General features: G+C 26.0%; 20 protein-coding genes. 7 read left to right on the top strand and 13 right to left on the bottom strand.

Going from position 1 to position 16,944, the window contains the following annotated elements; translation table 11 throughout:
* Window positions 1-71: 71 nt before the first annotated feature.
* A complete protein-coding gene (locus HF862_RS06645; RefSeq protein WP_170187135.1) occupies window positions 72-254 on the bottom strand; it encodes a hypothetical protein in 183 nt (60 codons plus the stop codon).
* A gap of 14 nt (window positions 255-268) precedes the next feature.
* A complete protein-coding gene (locus HF862_RS06640) occupies window positions 269-604 on the bottom strand; it encodes a YchJ family metal-binding protein (RefSeq protein WP_170187134.1) in 336 nt (111 codons plus the stop codon).
* A 363-nt stretch (window positions 605-967) separates the two neighbouring features.
* Between HF862_RS06640 and HF862_RS06635 the strand changes: the two genes are divergently transcribed.
* Genes HF862_RS06635 through HF862_RS06610 form a run of 6 tightly spaced genes read left to right on the top strand, consistent with a single transcriptional unit; the run spans window position 968 to window position 7,806 of the window.
* A complete protein-coding gene (locus tag HF862_RS06635; RefSeq protein ID WP_170187133.1) occupies window positions 968-1,696 on the top strand; it encodes an aspartate/glutamate racemase family protein in 729 nt (242 codons plus the stop codon).
* Between the two features lie 27 nt (window positions 1,697-1,723).
* Window positions 1,724-3,973: an ABC transporter substrate-binding protein/permease gene (locus HF862_RS06630; RefSeq protein WP_170187132.1), complete on the top strand. Its 2,250-nt coding sequence runs from the start codon at window positions 1,724-1,726 to the stop codon at window positions 3,971-3,973.
* Window positions 3,960-4,682 (top strand): amino acid ABC transporter ATP-binding protein, encoded by a 723-nt coding sequence (locus HF862_RS06625; RefSeq protein WP_170187131.1) that lies wholly within the window; start codon window positions 3,960-3,962, stop codon window positions 4,680-4,682. Before HF862_RS06630 ends, HF862_RS06625 begins: the two co-directional genes overlap by 14 nt.
* A gap of 26 nt (window positions 4,683-4,708) precedes the next feature.
* Window positions 4,709-6,124, top strand: a complete 1,416-nt coding sequence (gene argH, locus HF862_RS06620) for an argininosuccinate lyase (RefSeq protein WP_170187130.1) — start codon at window positions 4,709-4,711, stop codon at window positions 6,122-6,124.
* A 15-nt stretch (window positions 6,125-6,139) separates the two neighbouring features.
* The gene (locus HF862_RS06615) at window positions 6,140-6,982 is read left to right on the top strand and encodes a polysaccharide deacetylase (protein ID WP_170187129.1); all 843 of its coding nucleotides are present in this window, start codon (window positions 6,140-6,142) and stop codon (window positions 6,980-6,982) included.
* Window positions 6,982-7,806, top strand: coding sequence for a polysaccharide deacetylase (locus HF862_RS06610; protein ID WP_170187128.1), 825 nt, complete (start codon window positions 6,982-6,984; stop codon window positions 7,804-7,806). Before HF862_RS06615 ends, HF862_RS06610 begins: the two co-directional genes overlap by 1 nt.
* A gap of 37 nt (window positions 7,807-7,843) precedes the next feature.
* On the opposite strand, the gene HF862_RS06605 is transcribed toward HF862_RS06610, so the two are convergent.
* The 6 genes from HF862_RS06605 to HF862_RS06580 all read right to left on the bottom strand — a co-directional run bounded on the left by HF862_RS06605 (window position 7,844) and on the right by HF862_RS06580 (window position 12,694).
* Window positions 7,844-8,596, bottom strand: coding sequence for a YebC/PmpR family DNA-binding transcriptional regulator (locus HF862_RS06605; protein ID WP_170187127.1), 753 nt, complete (start codon window positions 8,594-8,596; stop codon window positions 7,844-7,846).
* Between the two features lie 80 nt (window positions 8,597-8,676).
* Entirely contained in the window at window positions 8,677-9,234 is a 558-nt protein-coding gene (locus HF862_RS06600; protein WP_170187126.1) for a 5-formyltetrahydrofolate cyclo-ligase, read from the bottom strand.
* Window positions 9,227-9,847, bottom strand: coding sequence for a uracil-DNA glycosylase family protein (locus tag HF862_RS06595; protein ID WP_170187125.1), 621 nt, complete (start codon window positions 9,845-9,847; stop codon window positions 9,227-9,229). Before HF862_RS06595 ends, HF862_RS06600 begins: the two co-directional genes overlap by 8 nt.
* A gap of 18 nt (window positions 9,848-9,865) precedes the next feature.
* Window positions 9,866-10,648: an MBL fold metallo-hydrolase gene (locus tag HF862_RS06590; protein WP_170187124.1), complete on the bottom strand. Its 783-nt coding sequence runs from the start codon at window positions 10,646-10,648 to the stop codon at window positions 9,866-9,868.
* A gap of 19 nt (window positions 10,649-10,667) precedes the next feature.
* Complete coding sequence (locus tag HF862_RS06585; protein WP_170187123.1) at window positions 10,668-11,441, bottom strand: VacJ family lipoprotein; 774 nt, start codon at window positions 11,439-11,441, stop codon at window positions 10,668-10,670.
* 2 nt (window positions 11,442-11,443) lie between these two features.
* Complete coding sequence (locus HF862_RS06580; RefSeq protein WP_170187122.1) at window positions 11,444-12,694, bottom strand: serine/threonine protein kinase; 1,251 nt, start codon at window positions 12,692-12,694, stop codon at window positions 11,444-11,446.
* Between the two features lie 146 nt (window positions 12,695-12,840).
* Here HF862_RS06580 and HF862_RS06575 point away from each other — a divergent pair, with 146 nt between their 5' ends.
* The gene (locus tag HF862_RS06575) at window positions 12,841-13,611 is read left to right on the top strand and encodes a YlmH/Sll1252 family protein (protein ID WP_170187121.1); all 771 of its coding nucleotides are present in this window, start codon (window positions 12,841-12,843) and stop codon (window positions 13,609-13,611) included.
* 212 nt (window positions 13,612-13,823) lie between these two features.
* Here HF862_RS06575 and HF862_RS06570 read toward each other — a convergent pair whose 3' ends face one another.
* The 5 genes from HF862_RS06570 to HF862_RS06550 are packed head-to-tail and all read right to left on the bottom strand — an operon-like array spanning window position 13,824 to window position 16,921.
* Window positions 13,824-14,120 carry a DUF6506 family protein gene (locus tag HF862_RS06570; RefSeq protein ID WP_170187120.1) on the bottom strand — a complete coding sequence of 99 codons (297 nt, stop codon included), beginning with the start codon at window positions 14,118-14,120 and terminating at the stop codon, window positions 13,824-13,826.
* A gap of 16 nt (window positions 14,121-14,136) precedes the next feature.
* Window positions 14,137-14,874, bottom strand: coding sequence for an amino acid ABC transporter ATP-binding protein (locus HF862_RS06565; RefSeq protein WP_170187119.1), 738 nt, complete (start codon window positions 14,872-14,874; stop codon window positions 14,137-14,139).
* Window positions 14,864-15,649 carry an amino acid ABC transporter permease gene (locus HF862_RS06560; RefSeq protein ID WP_170187118.1) on the bottom strand — a complete coding sequence of 262 codons (786 nt, stop codon included), beginning with the start codon at window positions 15,647-15,649 and terminating at the stop codon, window positions 14,864-14,866. Before HF862_RS06560 ends, HF862_RS06565 begins: the two co-directional genes overlap by 11 nt.
* Before the next feature lie 3 nt (window positions 15,650-15,652).
* Complete coding sequence (locus HF862_RS06555) at window positions 15,653-16,462, bottom strand: transporter substrate-binding domain-containing protein (RefSeq protein WP_170187117.1); 810 nt, start codon at window positions 16,460-16,462, stop codon at window positions 15,653-15,655.
* 3 nt (window positions 16,463-16,465) lie between these two features.
* Window positions 16,466-16,921 (bottom strand): MarR family winged helix-turn-helix transcriptional regulator, encoded by a 456-nt coding sequence (locus HF862_RS06550; RefSeq protein WP_170187116.1) that lies wholly within the window; start codon window positions 16,919-16,921, stop codon window positions 16,466-16,468.
* Window positions 16,922-16,944 lie beyond the last annotated feature (23 nt).

Genomic DNA, 16,944 nt, shown 5'->3' with positions numbered 1-16,944 from the left:
TTGTGGTGACTATATTATACAAAAAAGAGAGCTGAGTAAAACATTTTTTTTAAAATGTTACTCAGCTTTTTTTATTTAAAAATATTTATTAATTTTTTCCAAAAATTTTCTTTTTGTGGAGAAAGTTCTTGAATTTTTTCTTTTATAAATTTTTTTCTTTTTCCATTAGGACAAAAATTACACATTTTAGCTTTACAAATATCACAGCCTTTTAAAATTTTATTTAATTCATTTTGATAATTTTCTAGTTCCATACTCCTCCTAAAAATTAATCTATTGGAATCCAACCTTTATAGTACCAATGTCTACCTTTTTTTACAAAGTAACTTCTTTCATGATGGACTATTTCTTTACCAGAAATTTTATCTAGATATTTAGCTTTAAATTCCACAATACCATCAGTATCAAATTGAGTTCCTCTTACAGTTTCAATAATTTCTAAACCAAGCCATTGGGAATTTTTAGACCATTCTTCAGCCTCTTTCCAATTAATTCCTTTAGCAGTTTTAGGGTCATGAGTTTTTTTTATAAAATCTATATCACATTGAACATAAGCCTCATATCTAGCTTTCATAAGTTCAAGAGCAGTTTTTGGATTTTCCATATAATCCTCCTAGTATTTTTTTATAGTTTATTATTAAAAATAAAAATTGTCAATATCAATATTTTATTAAAAAAATAAAAAAATAATTGACATTTAAATAGTAATGTAATATAATTCTTATCAAATAAAAAAGATGGAGGAAAAAAAGATGTTAACACTAAGGACAAGGAAACAAAATATAATGAAAAAAGAATATCGTTTTATTTTGTCATTTCCAAAACTTATATAGTGTTTTATCTTTAATTATTTTTTAGTTTAAATTTTTTAAACTATATTTTAATAAATTAGAATTTTAAAGCCAGATTAGTTTTAGAAAAACTGACTGGCTTTTTTTATTACCCAAAAAATAAATAGGAGAAATATATGAGATTAAAAATTATAAATCCAGATGCTGGATTAACAAGAAAAGAATTAGATGAAAGGATAGAAATATTAAAAACTGTAGCAAGAAAAGATACAATAATCTCTATGGATTGTCCAAAGAATGGAAATATAGAAATAGATTCCAAAACAGATGTATATTTAGCTTCTGGAGAAATAATAAAAATGGCTGTTGAAGCTGAAAAAGAAGGTTATGATGTAGTAGCTATTTATTGTCTAAGTGACCCTGCTATTGAAGCATGTAGAGAATTATTAAAAATACCTGTAATTGGTGGAGGACAATGTTCTTTACAGATAGCTTGTGGATTAGGATATTCTTTTTCGATAATTATAACATCAGATAAAAGAATTCCTGAGAAAAAAGAGTTTGTAAAAAATTCTGGAGTAGATTTTACAAGACTTTGTTCTATAAGAAGTATAAATGCTTCTTTTGATGAAATACATAGAAATAAAAAAAATTTAAAAAGATTTTTATTGGAAAGTAGTAAAAAAGTTATAGAAGATGGAGCTGAAGTTATAATATTAGGATGCTTGAGTTTTTTAGGAATGGCAGAAGATATATCAAAAGAATTAAATATTCCAGTTATTGACCCAGCTTTTAATTTAGTTTTAATGGCAGAACTAATATATCATCAGAAACTAGCTCATAGTAAAGTATCATATCCATATCCAGAAAAGAAAAATCGTTTTTGGGGAAATGGAAATATATAAAATTTAATTATTTTTTAGGAGGTTTTAATGAACAAATTATTAAAAAGAAAATTATCAAAATTTTTAGCAATGGTAATTATATTTATAGGATTTTTTACAAATAGTATTGCTGAAAATAAAAAACCTTTTGAAGGAAAACATTTTGTAATGGCAACAAGTGCTAATTTTCCACCATTAGAGTTTGTAACTTTAGATGAAGATGGACAAAATAAAGTTGTAGGATTTGATATAGATTTAGCTACAGCTTTATCAGAGGAATTAGGATTTACTTATGAAATAATGAATACTCAATTTAGTAGTTTAATAGGTGGATTACAAAGTAAAAGAGTGGACTTTATAATTTCAGGAATGTCACCAACAGATGAAAGAAAGAAAAGTGTAGATTTTACAAAGGGATATTTTTTTCCAAAAATAGCAATAATATCATTAAAAGGGGATAATGAATATCCAACATTGAAAAGTTTAGAAGGGAAAAAAATAGCTACAACATTTGGAACAAATTATGAAAAGATAGCTCAAGGGGTAAAGGGAGCAGAATTAGTATCTTTAGAAAATAGTGTAGTAGCTGTACAAGAGGTATTAAGTGGACGTGTAGAGGGAGCAATAGTAGATGGACGTCATGCAGTGGAATTTGTAAAAGAACAACCAAAATTAACTTATCATATTTTATCAGAAAAAGAGTCACCAGCAAGCAATTCATCTTTTGCAATAGCATGTCAAAAAGATTCTCCACTAACAGAAGAATTTAATAAAGCATTAGTGACATTAAAAGAAAATGGAAAATTAAGTGAGATAGCAAAAAAATGGTTAGGTGAGGAGGGAGAGAGTTTTATAACTGACCCTAAAGAAAAACCATTATCAGGAAAACATTTAATAATGGCAGTTAATGCAACTTTTCCACCATTTGAATCAGTGGAATTAAATGAAGAGGGAAAAGAAGAGATAATAGGATTTGATATGGATATAGCAAAATTATTATCAGAAAAATTAGGATTTACTTATGATGTAAATAATATGGAATTTAGTGGTTTAGTAGGAGCTTTACAAAGTGAAAGAGCAGATTTTGTTTTATCAGGAATTTCTCCAACAGAAGAGAGAAAGAAAAGTATAGATTTTACAAAAGATTATTTTTATCCAAAAACAGCTATAATTTGTTTAAAAGATAAAAATTTATATTCTTTAAAAAAATTAGAAGGTAAAAAAATAGCAACAACATTTGGAACAAATTATGCTAATATAGCTGAAAGAGTTAAAGATGGAAAAGTTACATTGCTAAATAGTAGTCCTTTAGTAATGCAAGAATTATTAAATGAAAGAGTTGATGCAGCCATAATAGATGCTTCACAGGCTTCAGAATTTATGAAAAAATATAATAATTTAGAGTTTCATGTTCTTCCAGAATCAGAAGTAAAAGCTACAGATTCTTATGCTATTGGTTGTCAAAAAGGTTCTGAATTAGTAGAAATATTTAATAAAGCTTTAACAGAGTTGGAAGAAGCTGGAGAAATAGAAAAATTAGTTGTAAAATGGATGGGAGAAGAATTTACGAAAGTAAATGAAGCTGATAAAATAAATGAGGTTTCAGATAATAATGAAATAAAGGATGAAGGATTAAAATTACATTTTGGAAGAGTTTTAGAATATAAAAAATTATTTGTAAATGGATTAGTAATTTCTTTAAAATTTACAATTCTTTCAGCAGTAGCTGGAATTGTTTTAGGAACTATTTTAGCTTTAATAAAAGTTTCTAAAATAAAACCTCTTCAAATATTTGCGAATGTTTATACATCAGTATTTAGAGGAACACCATTATTAGTTCAATTATTCTTAGTATATTTTGCAACACCTCAACTTATAGGTTATAAAATACCAACTCTTAATGCAGCAGTAATAACATTTGGATTAAATTCAGCAGCTTATGTTTCAGAAATATTAAGAGGAGGAATTCAATCTATAGATAGAGGACAATATGAAGCATCAATGGCTTTAGGAGTACCATATTATAAAATGATGAAAGATATTATAATTCCTCAAGCTGTAAAAGTAGTTTTACCAGGACTAGTAAATGAAATGATAGCTTTATTAAAAGAATCATCTTTAGTTTCTACAATAGGAGTTGTAGACATGATGCGTGCTTCACAAACTGTAATGAATGTTACATATTTAGCTTTTGAACCATTTATAATAGTAGCTCTAATGTACTATGTTTTAGTTATGATTTTAACAAGCTTTGCAAATATATTAGAAGGGAGATTAAGAAAAAATGATAGAAGTTAAAAATTTGAAGAAAAAATTTAATAATTTAGAAGTTTTAAAAGATATATCATTAAATATAAAAAAAGGAGAGATAGTAGCAATAATAGGTCCATCAGGTTCTGGAAAATCAACACTATTAAGATGTATAAATCTTTTAGAAACTCCAACAGCTGGAGAAATATTGATTAATGGAATAGACATTACAGATAAAAAAACTGATATAATGAAAATCAGAGAAAAGGTTGGAATGGTATTTCAACATTTTAATCTTTTTCCTCATATGACAGTTTTAGAAAATATGATATATGCCCCTGTAAATGTAAAAGGAGTAAATAAGGAGGAAGCAATAAAAAAATCAATTGAATTATTAAAAAAAATAGGTCTTGAAGATAAAAAAGACCAATATCCTGATAAATTATCAGGAGGACAAAAGCAAAGGGTTGCTATAGTTAGAGCTTTAGTTATGGAGCCAGATGTTCTTTTATTTGATGAACCAACATCAGCTTTAGACCCAGAAATGGTAAAAGAAGTATTAGAAGTTATAAGAGGATTGGTAAAAACAGGTATTACAATGCTTATTGTAACTCATGAAATGAAATTTGCTAGAGAAGTTTCTAATCGTATTTGTTTTTTATCAGATGGATATTTATTAGAAGATACTACACCAGAGGAATTTTTCACAAATCCAAAAACAGACAGAGCTCGTCAATTTTTAGAAAAAATGTTATAAATTAAATTTTTAGAAAGGGGTAAAAAATGCAATATTTTTCAGGACGTTTTAAAGAAAAAGCAAGTAATTCAATTTTAGAGTTTCATTCAACAATTCAATTTGAGGATAAGCTAGCTTATTATGACATTATGGGAAGCATAGCCCATGTGAGAGGGTTAGGTAAGCAAGGAATAGTTACTGTAGAGGAAGCTGAACTTATAGAAAAAACTTTAAGAGAAATTTTAGAAGATATAGAAAGTAAAAAAATTCAATTTTCTATTGAATATGAAGATATACATATGAATGTAGAAAAAAATCTTATAGATAGAATTGGGGATATTGGAAAAAAATTACATACAGGAAGAAGTAGAAATGACCAATGTGCTTTAGATTTAAAACTTTATATAAAAGATGAAATAAAAAAAGTACAATCTTATTTAATGGAATTAATAGAGATTTTAATAAAAATTTCTAAAGAGAATATAAAAACTTATATGCCAGGATTTACACATTTACAAAAAGCTCAACCTATAAGTTTTGCTCATTATTTATTAGCTTATGTAGAGATGTTTAAAAGAGATTATAAAAGATTGGAAAATACTTTTGAATTAACAAATTATTCTCCTCTTGGTTCAGCTGCCCTTGCTGGAACATCTTATCCATTAGATATGGAATATACAAGTAAAGTATTAGGATTTAATGGAACTATAGCTAATAGTTTAGATGGAGTATCAGATAGAGACCATGTAATGAGTTTTATAAGTGATTTATCTATAATTATGGTACATCTATCAAGATTTTGTGAAGAGATAGTAGTTTATTCTTCAAATGATTTTAGTTATATAGAATTAAGTGATAAATTTTCAACAGGAAGTAGTATAATGCCTCAAAAGAAAAATCCAGATGCTGCTGAACTTATAAGAGGAAAAAGTGGAAGAGTTTTTGGGGATATGATGAGTATTTTAACAACAATGAAAGGAATACCATTAGCTTATAATAAAGATATGCAAGAAGATAAAGAAGCTTTATTTGATGCTGTAGATACTGTAAAAAAATGTATAGATGTTTTTAATGGGATGATAGCTACAACAAAACCTTTAAAAGAAAATATGTTAAAAGCTTGTCATGATGGATTTATAAATGCTACTGATGTGGCTGATTATTTAACAAATAAAGGAATGAGTTTTAGAGATGCTTATAAAATTGTTGGAAGTATAGTTGCTTATTGTATTGATAATAAAAAAACATTAGATAATCTTTCAATGGAAGAATATAAAACTTATTCAGAATTATTTGAAAATGATATTTATGAAGAGATAAGTATAGAAAACTGTGTAGAAAAAAGAACTACAATAGGGGGACCTTCAGAAAAAAGTTTAAAAATTCATATAGAATCAGTAGATAAATTTATAGAAAAAGAAGTAGAAAATTTAAAAAATTATAAATTAAATGATATATTTTAATAAGGAGAAAATATCATGGAATGGAAAAATAATTCTAAATGTGCTGTAATGTTTAGTTTTGATTTAGACAGTGATACAACTTGGAAAAATGGAAATGAAGGTTATCTTAATGGAGAAAAATATATAAAATCTCTTTCAATAGGGCAATATGGTCCTAAAAGAGCAGTAGAGAGAATATTAAATTTGTTAAAAAAATATAATATAAAAGCTACTTTTTTTGTTCCTGGAAAAGTAGCAGAAGATAATCCTGAATTGATAAAAAAAATTGATGAAGAGGGACATGAAATAGGACATCATGGTTATACTCACGAAAGGTTTTTTGATAAAACTGTAGAAGAACAAATTGAAATAATAGAAAAGACACAAGAGATTTATAAAAAAATAATAAATAAAAAGGCTAAAGGATTTAGAACTCCCTCAGGAGATTGGGCTATTAAAACTCCAAAATTATTGTATGAAAGAGGTTTTTTGTATTCTAGTTCAATGAGAGGGGATGATAGACCATATAATACTATTATTGAAAATAAAAAAACTAATTTTATAGAAATTCCTACTCGTTGGGAATTAGATGATTATGTTGCTATGGCATATAATTATTTTCCAGAAGAACCAAGTGGATTAGATAGAATATCAGGATATGAACAAGTTTTGGATAATTTTACAAGAGAATTTGATGGATATTATAGATATGGACTTTGTTTTGTACCAATGATGCATCCTCAAGTTATCGGAACTCCAGGTCATATTCAAATATTAGAAAAATTAATAAAACATATTTTAGAAAAAAATAATGTTTGGATTGCCACAGGAAGTGAAATAGCAAATTGGTATATTGAGAATGGAGAGGAGGAAAAGTAATGAGATGGAAAAATAATTCTAGTTGTGTAGTAATGATAAGTGTAAATCTTGATGCTGAATTTTTCTGGCTTTCATTATCTCCTGATTGTATTAATAGACCAAAAACAATGTCAATGGGACAATATGGAATGTTAAGAGGACTACCTAGAATATTAGATTTATTTGATAAATATAATATAAAAGCAACATTTTTTACACCTGGAAAGGTAGCAGAAAAATATCCAGAAGATATAAAAGAAATTGTTAAAAGAGGTCATGAAATAGGATTTCATGGATATGAACATGAAAACTTTGCTTTAATGACAAAAGATGAGCAAAAAGAAGTTTTTAAAAAAGGAATGGAAAGTATAAAAAATATTTTAGGTGATTATCCAAAAGGATTTAGAGCTCCAGAAGGAGAACTTACTAAAGAAACCCTTGAATTAGTAAAAGAAAATGGTTTTACATATTCAAGTAATCTAAGTAATGATGATTGTCCTTATATTCATAAATTATTTAATGGAAATTTAGTAGAAATACCAATTCACTGGGCATTATTTGATTTTCCATATTTTGCTTTTAATTATAGACCTGCATTTCCTAAAGGACAAGGAAGAATATCTAATTATACACAAGTTTTAAATAATTGGAAAAATGAATATATAGGTTATCATAAAGAGGGACTTTGTTATGTATTGCAATTAGACCCACAAACTATAGGAACTCCTGGTAGAATTGGAATTTTAGAAGAATTATTTGAATTTATACTTTCTAAAGATACTCCATGGTTTGCTACAGGAAGTGAAATAGAAAAATATATTACAGAAAATAATTCTGAAAAATAATATAAAAGGAGATATTTTTAAATATCTCCTTTTTTTATTAATCTAATTGTTCCATTATTTCATCAGGAATGTCGAAGTTAGAATAAACTTCTTGAACGTCATCTAAGTCATCTAAAGCATCATATAGAACCATAACTTTTTTAGCTGTATCTAAATCAGTAATAGCAACTTTATTTTCTGGTATCATAGTGATTTCAGCTTCATCATATTTATATCCAGCATCTGTTAAAGCTTGAAGAACATTTTGGAATTCAGCAGGGTCAGTTAAAACTTGAAACTCACCATCTTCTTCAATTATATCTTCAGCTCCAGCTTCTAAAGCTACCATCATAAATTCTTCAGAGTCAGCTACATGTTCAGCTAAGAAAATAATTTCTCCTTTTTTGTTGAACATCCAAGAAACTGCTCCATCGGCTCCTAAATTTCCACCTTTTCTTGAGAAAGCAGTTCTAACTTCAGAAGCAGACCTATTTTTATTATCAGTTACTACATCAACTATGAAAGCTGTTCCAGCTGGCCCATATCCTTCATATCTCATTTCGATATAGTCTACTCCACCTAATTCTCCAGTTCCTTTTTTAATAGCTCTTTCTAATATATCTTTAGGCATGTTTCCAGCCTTAGCTTTATCAATAGCAAGTCTAAGTCTTGGGTTGAAAGAAGGGTCTCCTCCACCTTCTCTAGCAGCTATTGTTAATTCTTTTCCTAATTTAGTGAATAAACTAGCTCTTTTCTTATCTTGAGCTCCTTTTCTATGTTGTATGTTATTCCATTTACTATGTCCTGACATGAAAATCCTCCTAAATAAAAAATCCTTTCTAGTTATTTTAACATAATAATTTAAAATTTTCAATATTTTAAACTTAGCACTTATAAAATTTCTATTATTTCTTTTTCTGTTATAATCTTGTTAACTTTCTCATCAAAGATATCACCAGAAAAATTATTGTTTATTTGAAAAGAATAAATAAGAGATATTTTAAAAGAATTTTTATAAAGTGGATTAGAAAGAAATCTATCATAATATCCTTTTCCAAATCCAATTCGATCTCCTAAATTATTAAAAACGATACCTGGAACTATTATTAAATCTATTTTACCTTTAAAAATCTCTCCTATAGGTTCAGTAACTCCAAAAACTCCAGAAAAAAATTTTCCTTCATCCTTTATAGGAACAATTTTATTATCAATAATTCTTGGTAATATTAAAGTTTTTCCCTGAGATTTTAAAAAATCATTTAATTTTTTAGTTTCAACTTCATTTTTAAAAGACATATAGCTCATAATAATTTTAGAATTTTTTAAAATATCTTCATTTAAAAAATTAGAAATTATTCTTTCACTAAGGAAATCTTTTTCTTTAAGTGATAATGACTCTCTTTTTTTTCTAATTTCTTTTCTAAGATTATTTTTTATTTCATTATTCATTAATATTTTCTTCTCCATTATTAGAATTTAAACTATCCAATTCTTTTTTTACAAGAAGTAAATCTTTCCAAAATTCAAGAGGTGCTTTAGATTTTTTACCACTGTTTTCACGAACTTCTTTTATATATTTAACATCATAAGTTATTAAAACTTTTATTCCAGCTTTCCAATCTATAAATTTTCCTCTTTCTTTTACAAAATCAATCTCTCTTCCAAGTAGGGCTTCAGCTGAATATTGTCCTAATGTTACAATTATTTTTGGTTCAATAAGGGCAATTTGCATATGAAGTAATTCTTTTAAGAAATTTTGTTCATCAGAGAAAAAGTCTTTATATTTTATTTTACATTTTGTAAGTGTAGTTATATAATAATCTTCAGGAATAAATTCTCCCATGTCACAAAGTCTTATTAAAAATTCTCCACTAGAACCTATTGAAACTTTTAAATCTTCGCTTTCATAGAGGTCACTTTCATCTCCTATAAAAAGAAGATTGGCATTTTTATTTCCACTACCAATGAAAGTTTCTTCATCTTCTTCTAGAGATTCACGAATTTTTGGAAATTTATTTATCTCAAAAGAAAGGTCTTCCCACAATTCTTTTTTATTTTCCATAAGTATCACCTCATTGTATTATAATTTATAAAGTTCTGTAACAGTATCTTGAGTTGTTATTTCAACAGGAATACTGATATTTCTTCTATTCATCTCACTTGTTATTGTGTGAGAAACAATAGAAAATTTATTGCTGTCTTTACTTATATGAGCAAGATATACTTTTTTTAAATTAGAAGAATAATTATCACATATAAATCTAGCAGCATCATTATTTGAAAGATGTCCATTTCTACTTTTTACTCTATCTTTTAAATCCCATGGATAATTACAGTCCATAAGCATTTGATAATCATAATTAGATTCAATTATCATAATATTTACATTTCTAAAAAATGCTCTTACACGACTATCAATATATCCAATATCAGTAGAAATTCCTAAAGTTTTTCCACTAGAAATTTCTTCTATTCTAAATCCAACTGTTCTTTCTGCATCATGCATAACATCAAAAGGTTGAACTTTTATCTTTTCTTTTATAATAAATTCAAAGGTATCAATAAATATTAAATTATCTTCTGAAATTTTTCCTAATTTGGCACTTCCAGCTAAATAACTTTCTTTAGTAATATAAATAGGAATATTATATTTTCTTGAAACAATTCCAGCTCCTTGAATATGGTCTGTATGTTCGTGAGTAATAAGAATTCCTTTTATCTCAGCTAAAGTTTCTCCAATATTATTTAATTTTTCTTCTAATTTTTTTCCACTAAAACCAGCGTCAACTAATATTTTAATACCATCAATATTTACAAAAGTAGAGTTTCCTCCACTTCCACTTCCAAGTATAGATACTTCCATTTTTTTCCTTTCTATAAAATTAAAAAATATTTTTTCTTGTATTTTTTGCCTGTTGTAAATTAAATTCTCTCATTTTTGAACTTAAATAATTAAGATATTCATACTCAAATATATAATCAGATTCTCCGAAATAAATATTCGCATCTTTTTTCATTTGAAAGCCAACTAAAGTAGAAAACCAAATAGTTGCTACATCTATGTTAATTACATCATATGGGTCAAGTTCAGCTAAACCATATCCTTCAGCACCCATCCCAATAGAATCTCTTAAAGTAGTAGGACCAATTAAAGGAGCCATAATATAAAATCCTTCTCCAACTCCATAATAAGCTAAAGTATTTCCTAAACTTTCCTGATATTTTTTAATTCCCATTTCACTTGCTACATCAAACATTCCTAAAATTCCTATTGTAGAGTTAATGGCAAATCTAAAAGTAGATTCCACTGCCTCTAATATTCTAAATTGTAATAAAAGATTAGCTGTATTTCTAATATCTCCAAAGTTACTAACAAAATTTTTAACTCTATCTTGTACAAAATTAGGTACATAATAATCATAAGTTGTCATTACAGGATAAATAACAGTTCTATCAGCAAAACAGTTAAAAGCATAAAATCTTCTATTAAGTGGAGAAAGATAATCAGTCTTTCCAAATAAGATATTTTTATCTTCTTCTACTTGAAGTTCTATATATTCTTGATTTGATACTTTAACTTTTTTCTCAACTGATGAACAAGAAATCATAAAAGAAGAAATCAAAACTAATAAAGTTACCTTAAATGATTTTTTCATAATTATCTCCCCTCTTTCATAAAGTTAAGCATATAATCTACATTTTCTTGATAGAACATATTTCCACAATGTCCACCATAAGGGTAGATATATAAGTTTTTACCAAAAGTTTTCTTTAAGAAATTAAAATGTTTTTTAGTAAGGATAATTTCATCTTTATTAGTAACACATCTAATATTTTTAGCAGTTTTTAAATAATCTTCAATCATTTTTAAATCTGTAAATTTAGAAATCTCTTTTACAGTCATATTCTTCTTGTAATGTTGTCGATAATAAGGTAATGCTATTTTTTCAATATAATCTCCAAAATCAGCAAAATTTATTTTTTCAAAATATTTACCCATATTTTCGTATTTTTCTATTTTTCCATTAGAATAAACTTTCATATCATTAACATAATCAGTTAAAAAGTTAATATCAATAGAGTTAAGTCTAAATACTAAACCTATTCCCATTTTTAAATCTTTTTCAGTAACATTAAGAGCTTTTAAAACTTCATAAGGATTACCAGAAATATTTTTAAATCCTTCTCTATAACTAGAAAGTAATCCCATAAGACTATTTACTTTTATAAAGAAATTATCTATGTTGTTGTCAGTTCCCTCTACAAGCATATTATCTAGGATAGCAGCTGATTCATAAAGATTTACAGCAGGATTTAACATAAAGACTTTATTAAAATTAAAAGTTTTTTCTTTACTATCAATAAATGAAATTATAGCTGAGTGAGTTCCCCCTAAACTATATCCCATAATATTATAATCTTCAACTTGAGCTTTTTTTTCAACTAAATTTTTAATGTATTTTAGCCCTCTATAAATATCCATTCCATCATTCATTAAATTTCCAGGAATTTTTTCATAAGAAAGAGCAACCAATGAATTTGTATTAGTGATAGATGAAATACCAACTACATGGTAACCAGCAGTATAAAAAATTCTTTGGAAATATTGGGTTTTTAATGATGTAGAACTTGAACTTGTACCTGATAATATAAATACAAGTGGGGCCTTTTTCTTTTGTAAAGCCACAGAAAATTTATAACCTTTTTGATATTCTAAATTTTCAGGAATTTCTCTAGTAGAAATTAGTTCAGTTCTATAAAGTTTTAATGGAATTTTCTCAACAACTCCTTGTGTCATAAGAGTAGAAGAACCAAATACTGTAGCAATATATGGATCTTTCAAAGGGAAATCATAGGAAAAAGAATTTATTCCTAACAACACAAGCATGATTATTATAAGTTTTTTCATAACTTTTACCTCAATTATATTAATGTAATTTTATATTATATGATACCATAATTATGGAATTTATAAAAGAGTAAAAATTATAAAATAATAGTGGTGGAAAAGAGAAAAGACTGTGATATAATTTATAAAAAAAGAAAGGAAGAAATATGGATAAGAAAAATTTTTTAAATCTTTTTAAAGATGAAAATAAAGATTTAATTGTAAAATTGTGGGAAAATATAGAACTTGCTAACAGTATAGATTATTATATAGAAACAGAAGAATTTTATCCACCTAATATTTGGAGTGTTTTAGAAAAAATAAATATTAACAGGACTAAATTTTTATTTAAAGGTTTGAGAGAAGATAGTGAAAAGAAAAATATAATTATTATTCCTGAAAATTTTTCTCAAGATATGCCAGAATTTAATCTCACTTATTTTAAAATTGATGGAAAAAATAAATTCAGAGAGTTGTTTCATAAAGATTTCTTAGGAACTATAATGAGTCTTGGAATAAAGAGAGAAATTTTAGGAGATTTAATTGTAAAGGACAATATAGCTTATGGAGTTATTTATAAAGAAAAGTTTAGTTTTTTAGATGAGCTTGAAAAAGTTTCAAATGTTCCTGTAAAAATATTTGAAATAGATGAAAATGAAATTCCTAAAAGTGAGTTTCAAGAAATAGTTATTACAATTCCATCAGCTAGATTTGACAGTGTGGTATCTGAAATTGCTAATACTTCAAGACAAAAGGCAGTTACTTTTATAGAAGAGGGATTGGTAATGTTAAATTATAATATCCAAAGAGATAAATCTGTAGAAATAAAAGAAAATGATGTTATAACTATTAAAAAAGTAGGAAAATTTATTTTTTCTAAGGAGTTAGGAGAAAATAAAAAGGGAAAAGTAAAAGTATTGATAAGAAAGTTTATATAAAAATAAACAAAAAAATAATTATAGATATATTTGCTATTAAAAAATATTTTTAGTAAATGTATCTATATTTTTTTTAAAATAAATTTCTTAATTAAAGAAATAGTATTGTATAGTTTTTTATAACTTTGACTGAATCGCTTTTAAAAATATTAAATTATAATATAAAAAATGTAACCAAAAAATATTTTTTGGTTACACATCAAATAATATTTTTAATTTCCAAAAAATTTCATAAATAAATCATCTTGTTTAGGGTCATGAACTACATATCCAACAGCTACTTTATTATCAGTAAGTTCTATAATTTTTTCAGCTCTCTCTTTTCCAAATGCTCCACATACTTCTATAGCTCCAACTCCATTTTCTTTTAATTCTAAAACTTTTTTATAAGCTTCCTCAAAACTTTTTACAGTACAGATATAAGTTATACAATTTTTAGTTTCAAAAGTAGTATTATCTTTTTCAGAGTAGTCTTTTCCCATTAGAATAAAAGCAAATTTCTTTTTCATAAATCCCCCTAAAATTTTATATATTCCATTCTAAAAGTTTTCCTAAAAAATTTTGTAATTCTTTAGAAGATGGATTAGTAAAAATTTCTGAACTATCTCCATATTCTAATATATCTCCATCATATAAAAAACAAACTTTATCACAAGCATGTCTAGCAAATCCCATTTCATGAGTTACTATGATAAAATCAATTCCTTCATCTTTAAGCTCTTTTATAATATCCAAAACTTCAACAGTATATTCAGGGTCTAAAGCAGAAGTTGGTTCATCAAATAATAAAAATTTAGGTTTAGGAGCCAAAGCTCTAGCTATTCCCACCCTTTGTTTTTGTCCACCAGATAATTCAAAAGGTTTTTTATTAATCTCTTTTTCAAGTCCAAATCTTTTTAAAAGAGATAGAGCTATTTTTTTTGCTTTTTCCTCACTATAACCATGAACATGTATAAGAGGAATAATAATATTTTCAAGGACTGTCATATGCTTAAAAAGTCCATCTTGTTGAAATATAAATCCAATAGATTTTCTATATTTAAAAAGTTCGCTCTCAGAAAAGGATAATTTATTTTCATCTATCTCTACTTCTCCAATAGTAGGGCTAATAAGTCCACCAATTATTTTTAGAAGAGTAGATTTTCCACCACCAGATGGACCTATAATAGCAAGAGAATGCACTTCTTCATTAAAATTTATATTTTTTAAGATGCTTCTATTATTTTCAAAATTTTTAGAAAGATTTTTTAGTTTAACTTTCATATTTAAACCTCCTTTCTAGTTTTTCACTTATGTATGAAAGTGGAAGAGTAAATACAAGATAAAGTAAACCTAAAGCCATATAAGATTCAAATAATTTAAAATTGGTAGCTGAAATTTCTCTCATAGTTTGAGTTAATTCTATTATAGCTATTATGGATAAAAGTGATGAATCTTTTACAATAGAAGCAAATTGTCCTGTAAGAGCTGGCATAGTTCTAGCCATTAGTTGAGGAAAAATAATAAATTTAAAAATTTGTTTTTTAGTAAAACCAACAGATTTTCCAATTTCTAATTGACTTTTATCAATAGAATCTAAGCTTCCTCTTAGAATTTCAGAAATATATGCTCCCTCAAAGATAGATAAAATCATTACTCCAGCAATAAATCTATTTTCAATTTCCCAAGCAGTTCCAATTATATAGAAAAAAAGATAAATTTGCATAATAAGAGGAGTTCCTCTTATAAATTTTACATATAGAAGAGAGATATATCTTAATATAATTATATTGGATTTTTGGAATAATACAGTAATTACTCCAATTAAAGAACTCAAAATAAAACTTCCAAGACTTATATAAAAAGTCATAAGAAAACCTTTTATCAATCTTGATTTTAAAATAATTAAAAAACTGAAATCAAGAGTAAGTCCTATTTTTTTAAAGGAAAAATATCCAATAGAAAAAATTATTATTCCTAAAATAAAAATATTTATTAAAAACTTTAAGAGAGATATTTTTTTATCAGTAATTAAGAATAAATTTTTTATTTTAATCATCTCCTATTCACTTAAATCAAAAAACCATTTGAATCCTAATTTATCAAAGTTTTCTTTTTCTTCAGACAGATATTTTTCTGTTAACTTATCAAATCCATCCTCTTTATTAAATTTATCTATAAATTCATTCATTTTATTTAGAAGTTCTGTATCTCCTTTTCTAAAAGCAACACCCCATTTTTCAGGATTTTGGAAAGGGATAAATACAGCTTTAGTAGTATTTTGATTTTTTTGCCAATTTCTATATATAGTAAGTTGGTCATATAAAAATACGTCAGCTTTTCCTTGAATAACTTCAGTAACACAAGCACTTTCATCAGCAAGGGAAGTTATTTTAGCATTAGTTAAATATTTATTAGCATAAATAAATCCAGTAGAACCAGTTTTTACAGCTACAGTTATATTACTATTGTTTAAGTCATTAGCATCCTTAATAGGAGAATTTTTATTTATTAACATTCCTAAAAGAGAATTAGCATAAGGATTAGAAAAGTCTACTATATTTTTTCTTTCTTCTGTTATAGTCATAGAAGAAATTACCATATCTACTTTTTTAGTTTGAATTGATGGAATAAGTCCATCCCAAGCTATATTCTCAATTTTTACATCTTTTCCTATAAATTTTCCAAACTCTTTTGCAAAATCTACACTTATTCCTATAGGATTTCCATTAGAATCTTTTGTTTCAAATGGAGGATATGCAAGTTCCATTCCAACAATTAAAGTTTTATTTTCATCATCTTTTTTATTTTCTCCACAACTTGTAAATAATATTCCTGTTATTAAAATAAAAAGCAATAATAATTTTTTCATAAATTACCTCCTATTAATTTCTGATTGGTTAAAAGATTTTAAATTTTTATGAATTTTTTCTAAACCATTACAAAGGGTTTTTATCTCTTCTTCAGAAAAGTCTTTCCAAATAACACTATTTAATTTTTCAGAAATTTTATCAAAAACTTTTTTCGCTTTATAAGATTTTTCAGTAAGTATGATTAATTTAGAACGGGAATCTTTTTCATTATCAATTTTTTCTATATAACCTTTTTCAATTAATTTCTTGACTAAAACCGTAAGAGTTGAGGGGTCTCTTTGAACTTTTTCAGCTAGCTCCTTCATAGTAAGAGGATGATAATTAAAAAGAGTATAGATAATTGCTCCATAAGATGATTGTAATTCTGGAAAACCATAGTTAGTTAGCTCTTGATTAATTAAAAAATTACAACAGTATCTAATGTTGCTAATTTTATTTGAAAAAATTTCCTTTTTCATAAAAATCTACCTCCTAAAAATAC

Source organism: Fusobacterium sp. FSA-380-WT-3A (assembly GCF_012843705.1).
Lineage (GTDB): Bacteria > Fusobacteriota > Fusobacteriia > Fusobacteriales > Fusobacteriaceae > Fusobacterium_B.
Note: the sequence above shows the minus strand (reverse complement) of the source record. Positions and strands in the feature narration are given on the sequence as shown.

Bases quoted from the DNA above. Each gene is read 5' to 3' on its own strand.
- HF862_RS06645 (WP_170187135.1), bottom strand. From the start codon at position 254: ATGGAACTAGAAAATTATCAAAATGAATTAAATAAAATTTTAAAAGGC.
- HF862_RS06640 (WP_170187134.1), bottom strand. From the start codon at position 604: ATGGAAAATCCAAAAACTGCTCTTGAACTTATGAAAGCTAGATATGAG.
- HF862_RS06635 (WP_170187133.1), top strand. From the start codon at position 968: ATGAGATTAAAAATTATAAATCCAGATGCTGGATTAACAAGAAAAGAA.
- HF862_RS06630 (WP_170187132.1), top strand. From the start codon at position 1,724: ATGAACAAATTATTAAAAAGAAAATTATCAAAATTTTTAGCAATGGTA.
- HF862_RS06625 (WP_170187131.1), top strand. From the start codon at position 3,960: ATGATAGAAGTTAAAAATTTGAAGAAAAAATTTAATAATTTAGAAGTT.
- argH (WP_170187130.1), top strand. From the start codon at position 4,709: ATGCAATATTTTTCAGGACGTTTTAAAGAAAAAGCAAGTAATTCAATT.
- HF862_RS06615 (WP_170187129.1), top strand. From the start codon at position 6,140: ATGGAATGGAAAAATAATTCTAAATGTGCTGTAATGTTTAGTTTTGAT.
- HF862_RS06610 (WP_170187128.1), top strand. From the start codon at position 6,982: ATGAGATGGAAAAATAATTCTAGTTGTGTAGTAATGATAAGTGTAAAT.
- HF862_RS06605 (WP_170187127.1), bottom strand. From the start codon at position 8,596: ATGTCAGGACATAGTAAATGGAATAACATACAACATAGAAAAGGAGCT.
- HF862_RS06600 (WP_170187126.1), bottom strand. From the start codon at position 9,234: ATGAATAATGAAATAAAAAATAATCTTAGAAAAGAAATTAGAAAAAAA.
- HF862_RS06595 (WP_170187125.1), bottom strand. From the start codon at position 9,847: ATGGAAAATAAAAAAGAATTGTGGGAAGACCTTTCTTTTGAGATAAAT.
- HF862_RS06590 (WP_170187124.1), bottom strand. From the start codon at position 10,648: ATGGAAGTATCTATACTTGGAAGTGGAAGTGGAGGAAACTCTACTTTT.
- HF862_RS06585 (WP_170187123.1), bottom strand. From the start codon at position 11,441: ATGAAAAAATCATTTAAGGTAACTTTATTAGTTTTGATTTCTTCTTTT.
- HF862_RS06580 (WP_170187122.1), bottom strand. From the start codon at position 12,694: ATGAAAAAACTTATAATAATCATGCTTGTGTTGTTAGGAATAAATTCT.
- HF862_RS06575 (WP_170187121.1), top strand. From the start codon at position 12,841: ATGGATAAGAAAAATTTTTTAAATCTTTTTAAAGATGAAAATAAAGAT.
- HF862_RS06570 (WP_170187120.1), bottom strand. From the start codon at position 14,120: ATGAAAAAGAAATTTGCTTTTATTCTAATGGGAAAAGACTACTCTGAA.
- HF862_RS06565 (WP_170187119.1), bottom strand. From the start codon at position 14,874: ATGAAAGTTAAACTAAAAAATCTTTCTAAAAATTTTGAAAATAATAGA.
- HF862_RS06560 (WP_170187118.1), bottom strand. From the start codon at position 15,649: ATGATTAAAATAAAAAATTTATTCTTAATTACTGATAAAAAAATATCT.
- HF862_RS06555 (WP_170187117.1), bottom strand. From the start codon at position 16,462: ATGAAAAAATTATTATTGCTTTTTATTTTAATAACAGGAATATTATTT.
- HF862_RS06550 (WP_170187116.1), bottom strand. From the start codon at position 16,921: ATGAAAAAGGAAATTTTTTCAAATAAAATTAGCAACATTAGATACTGT.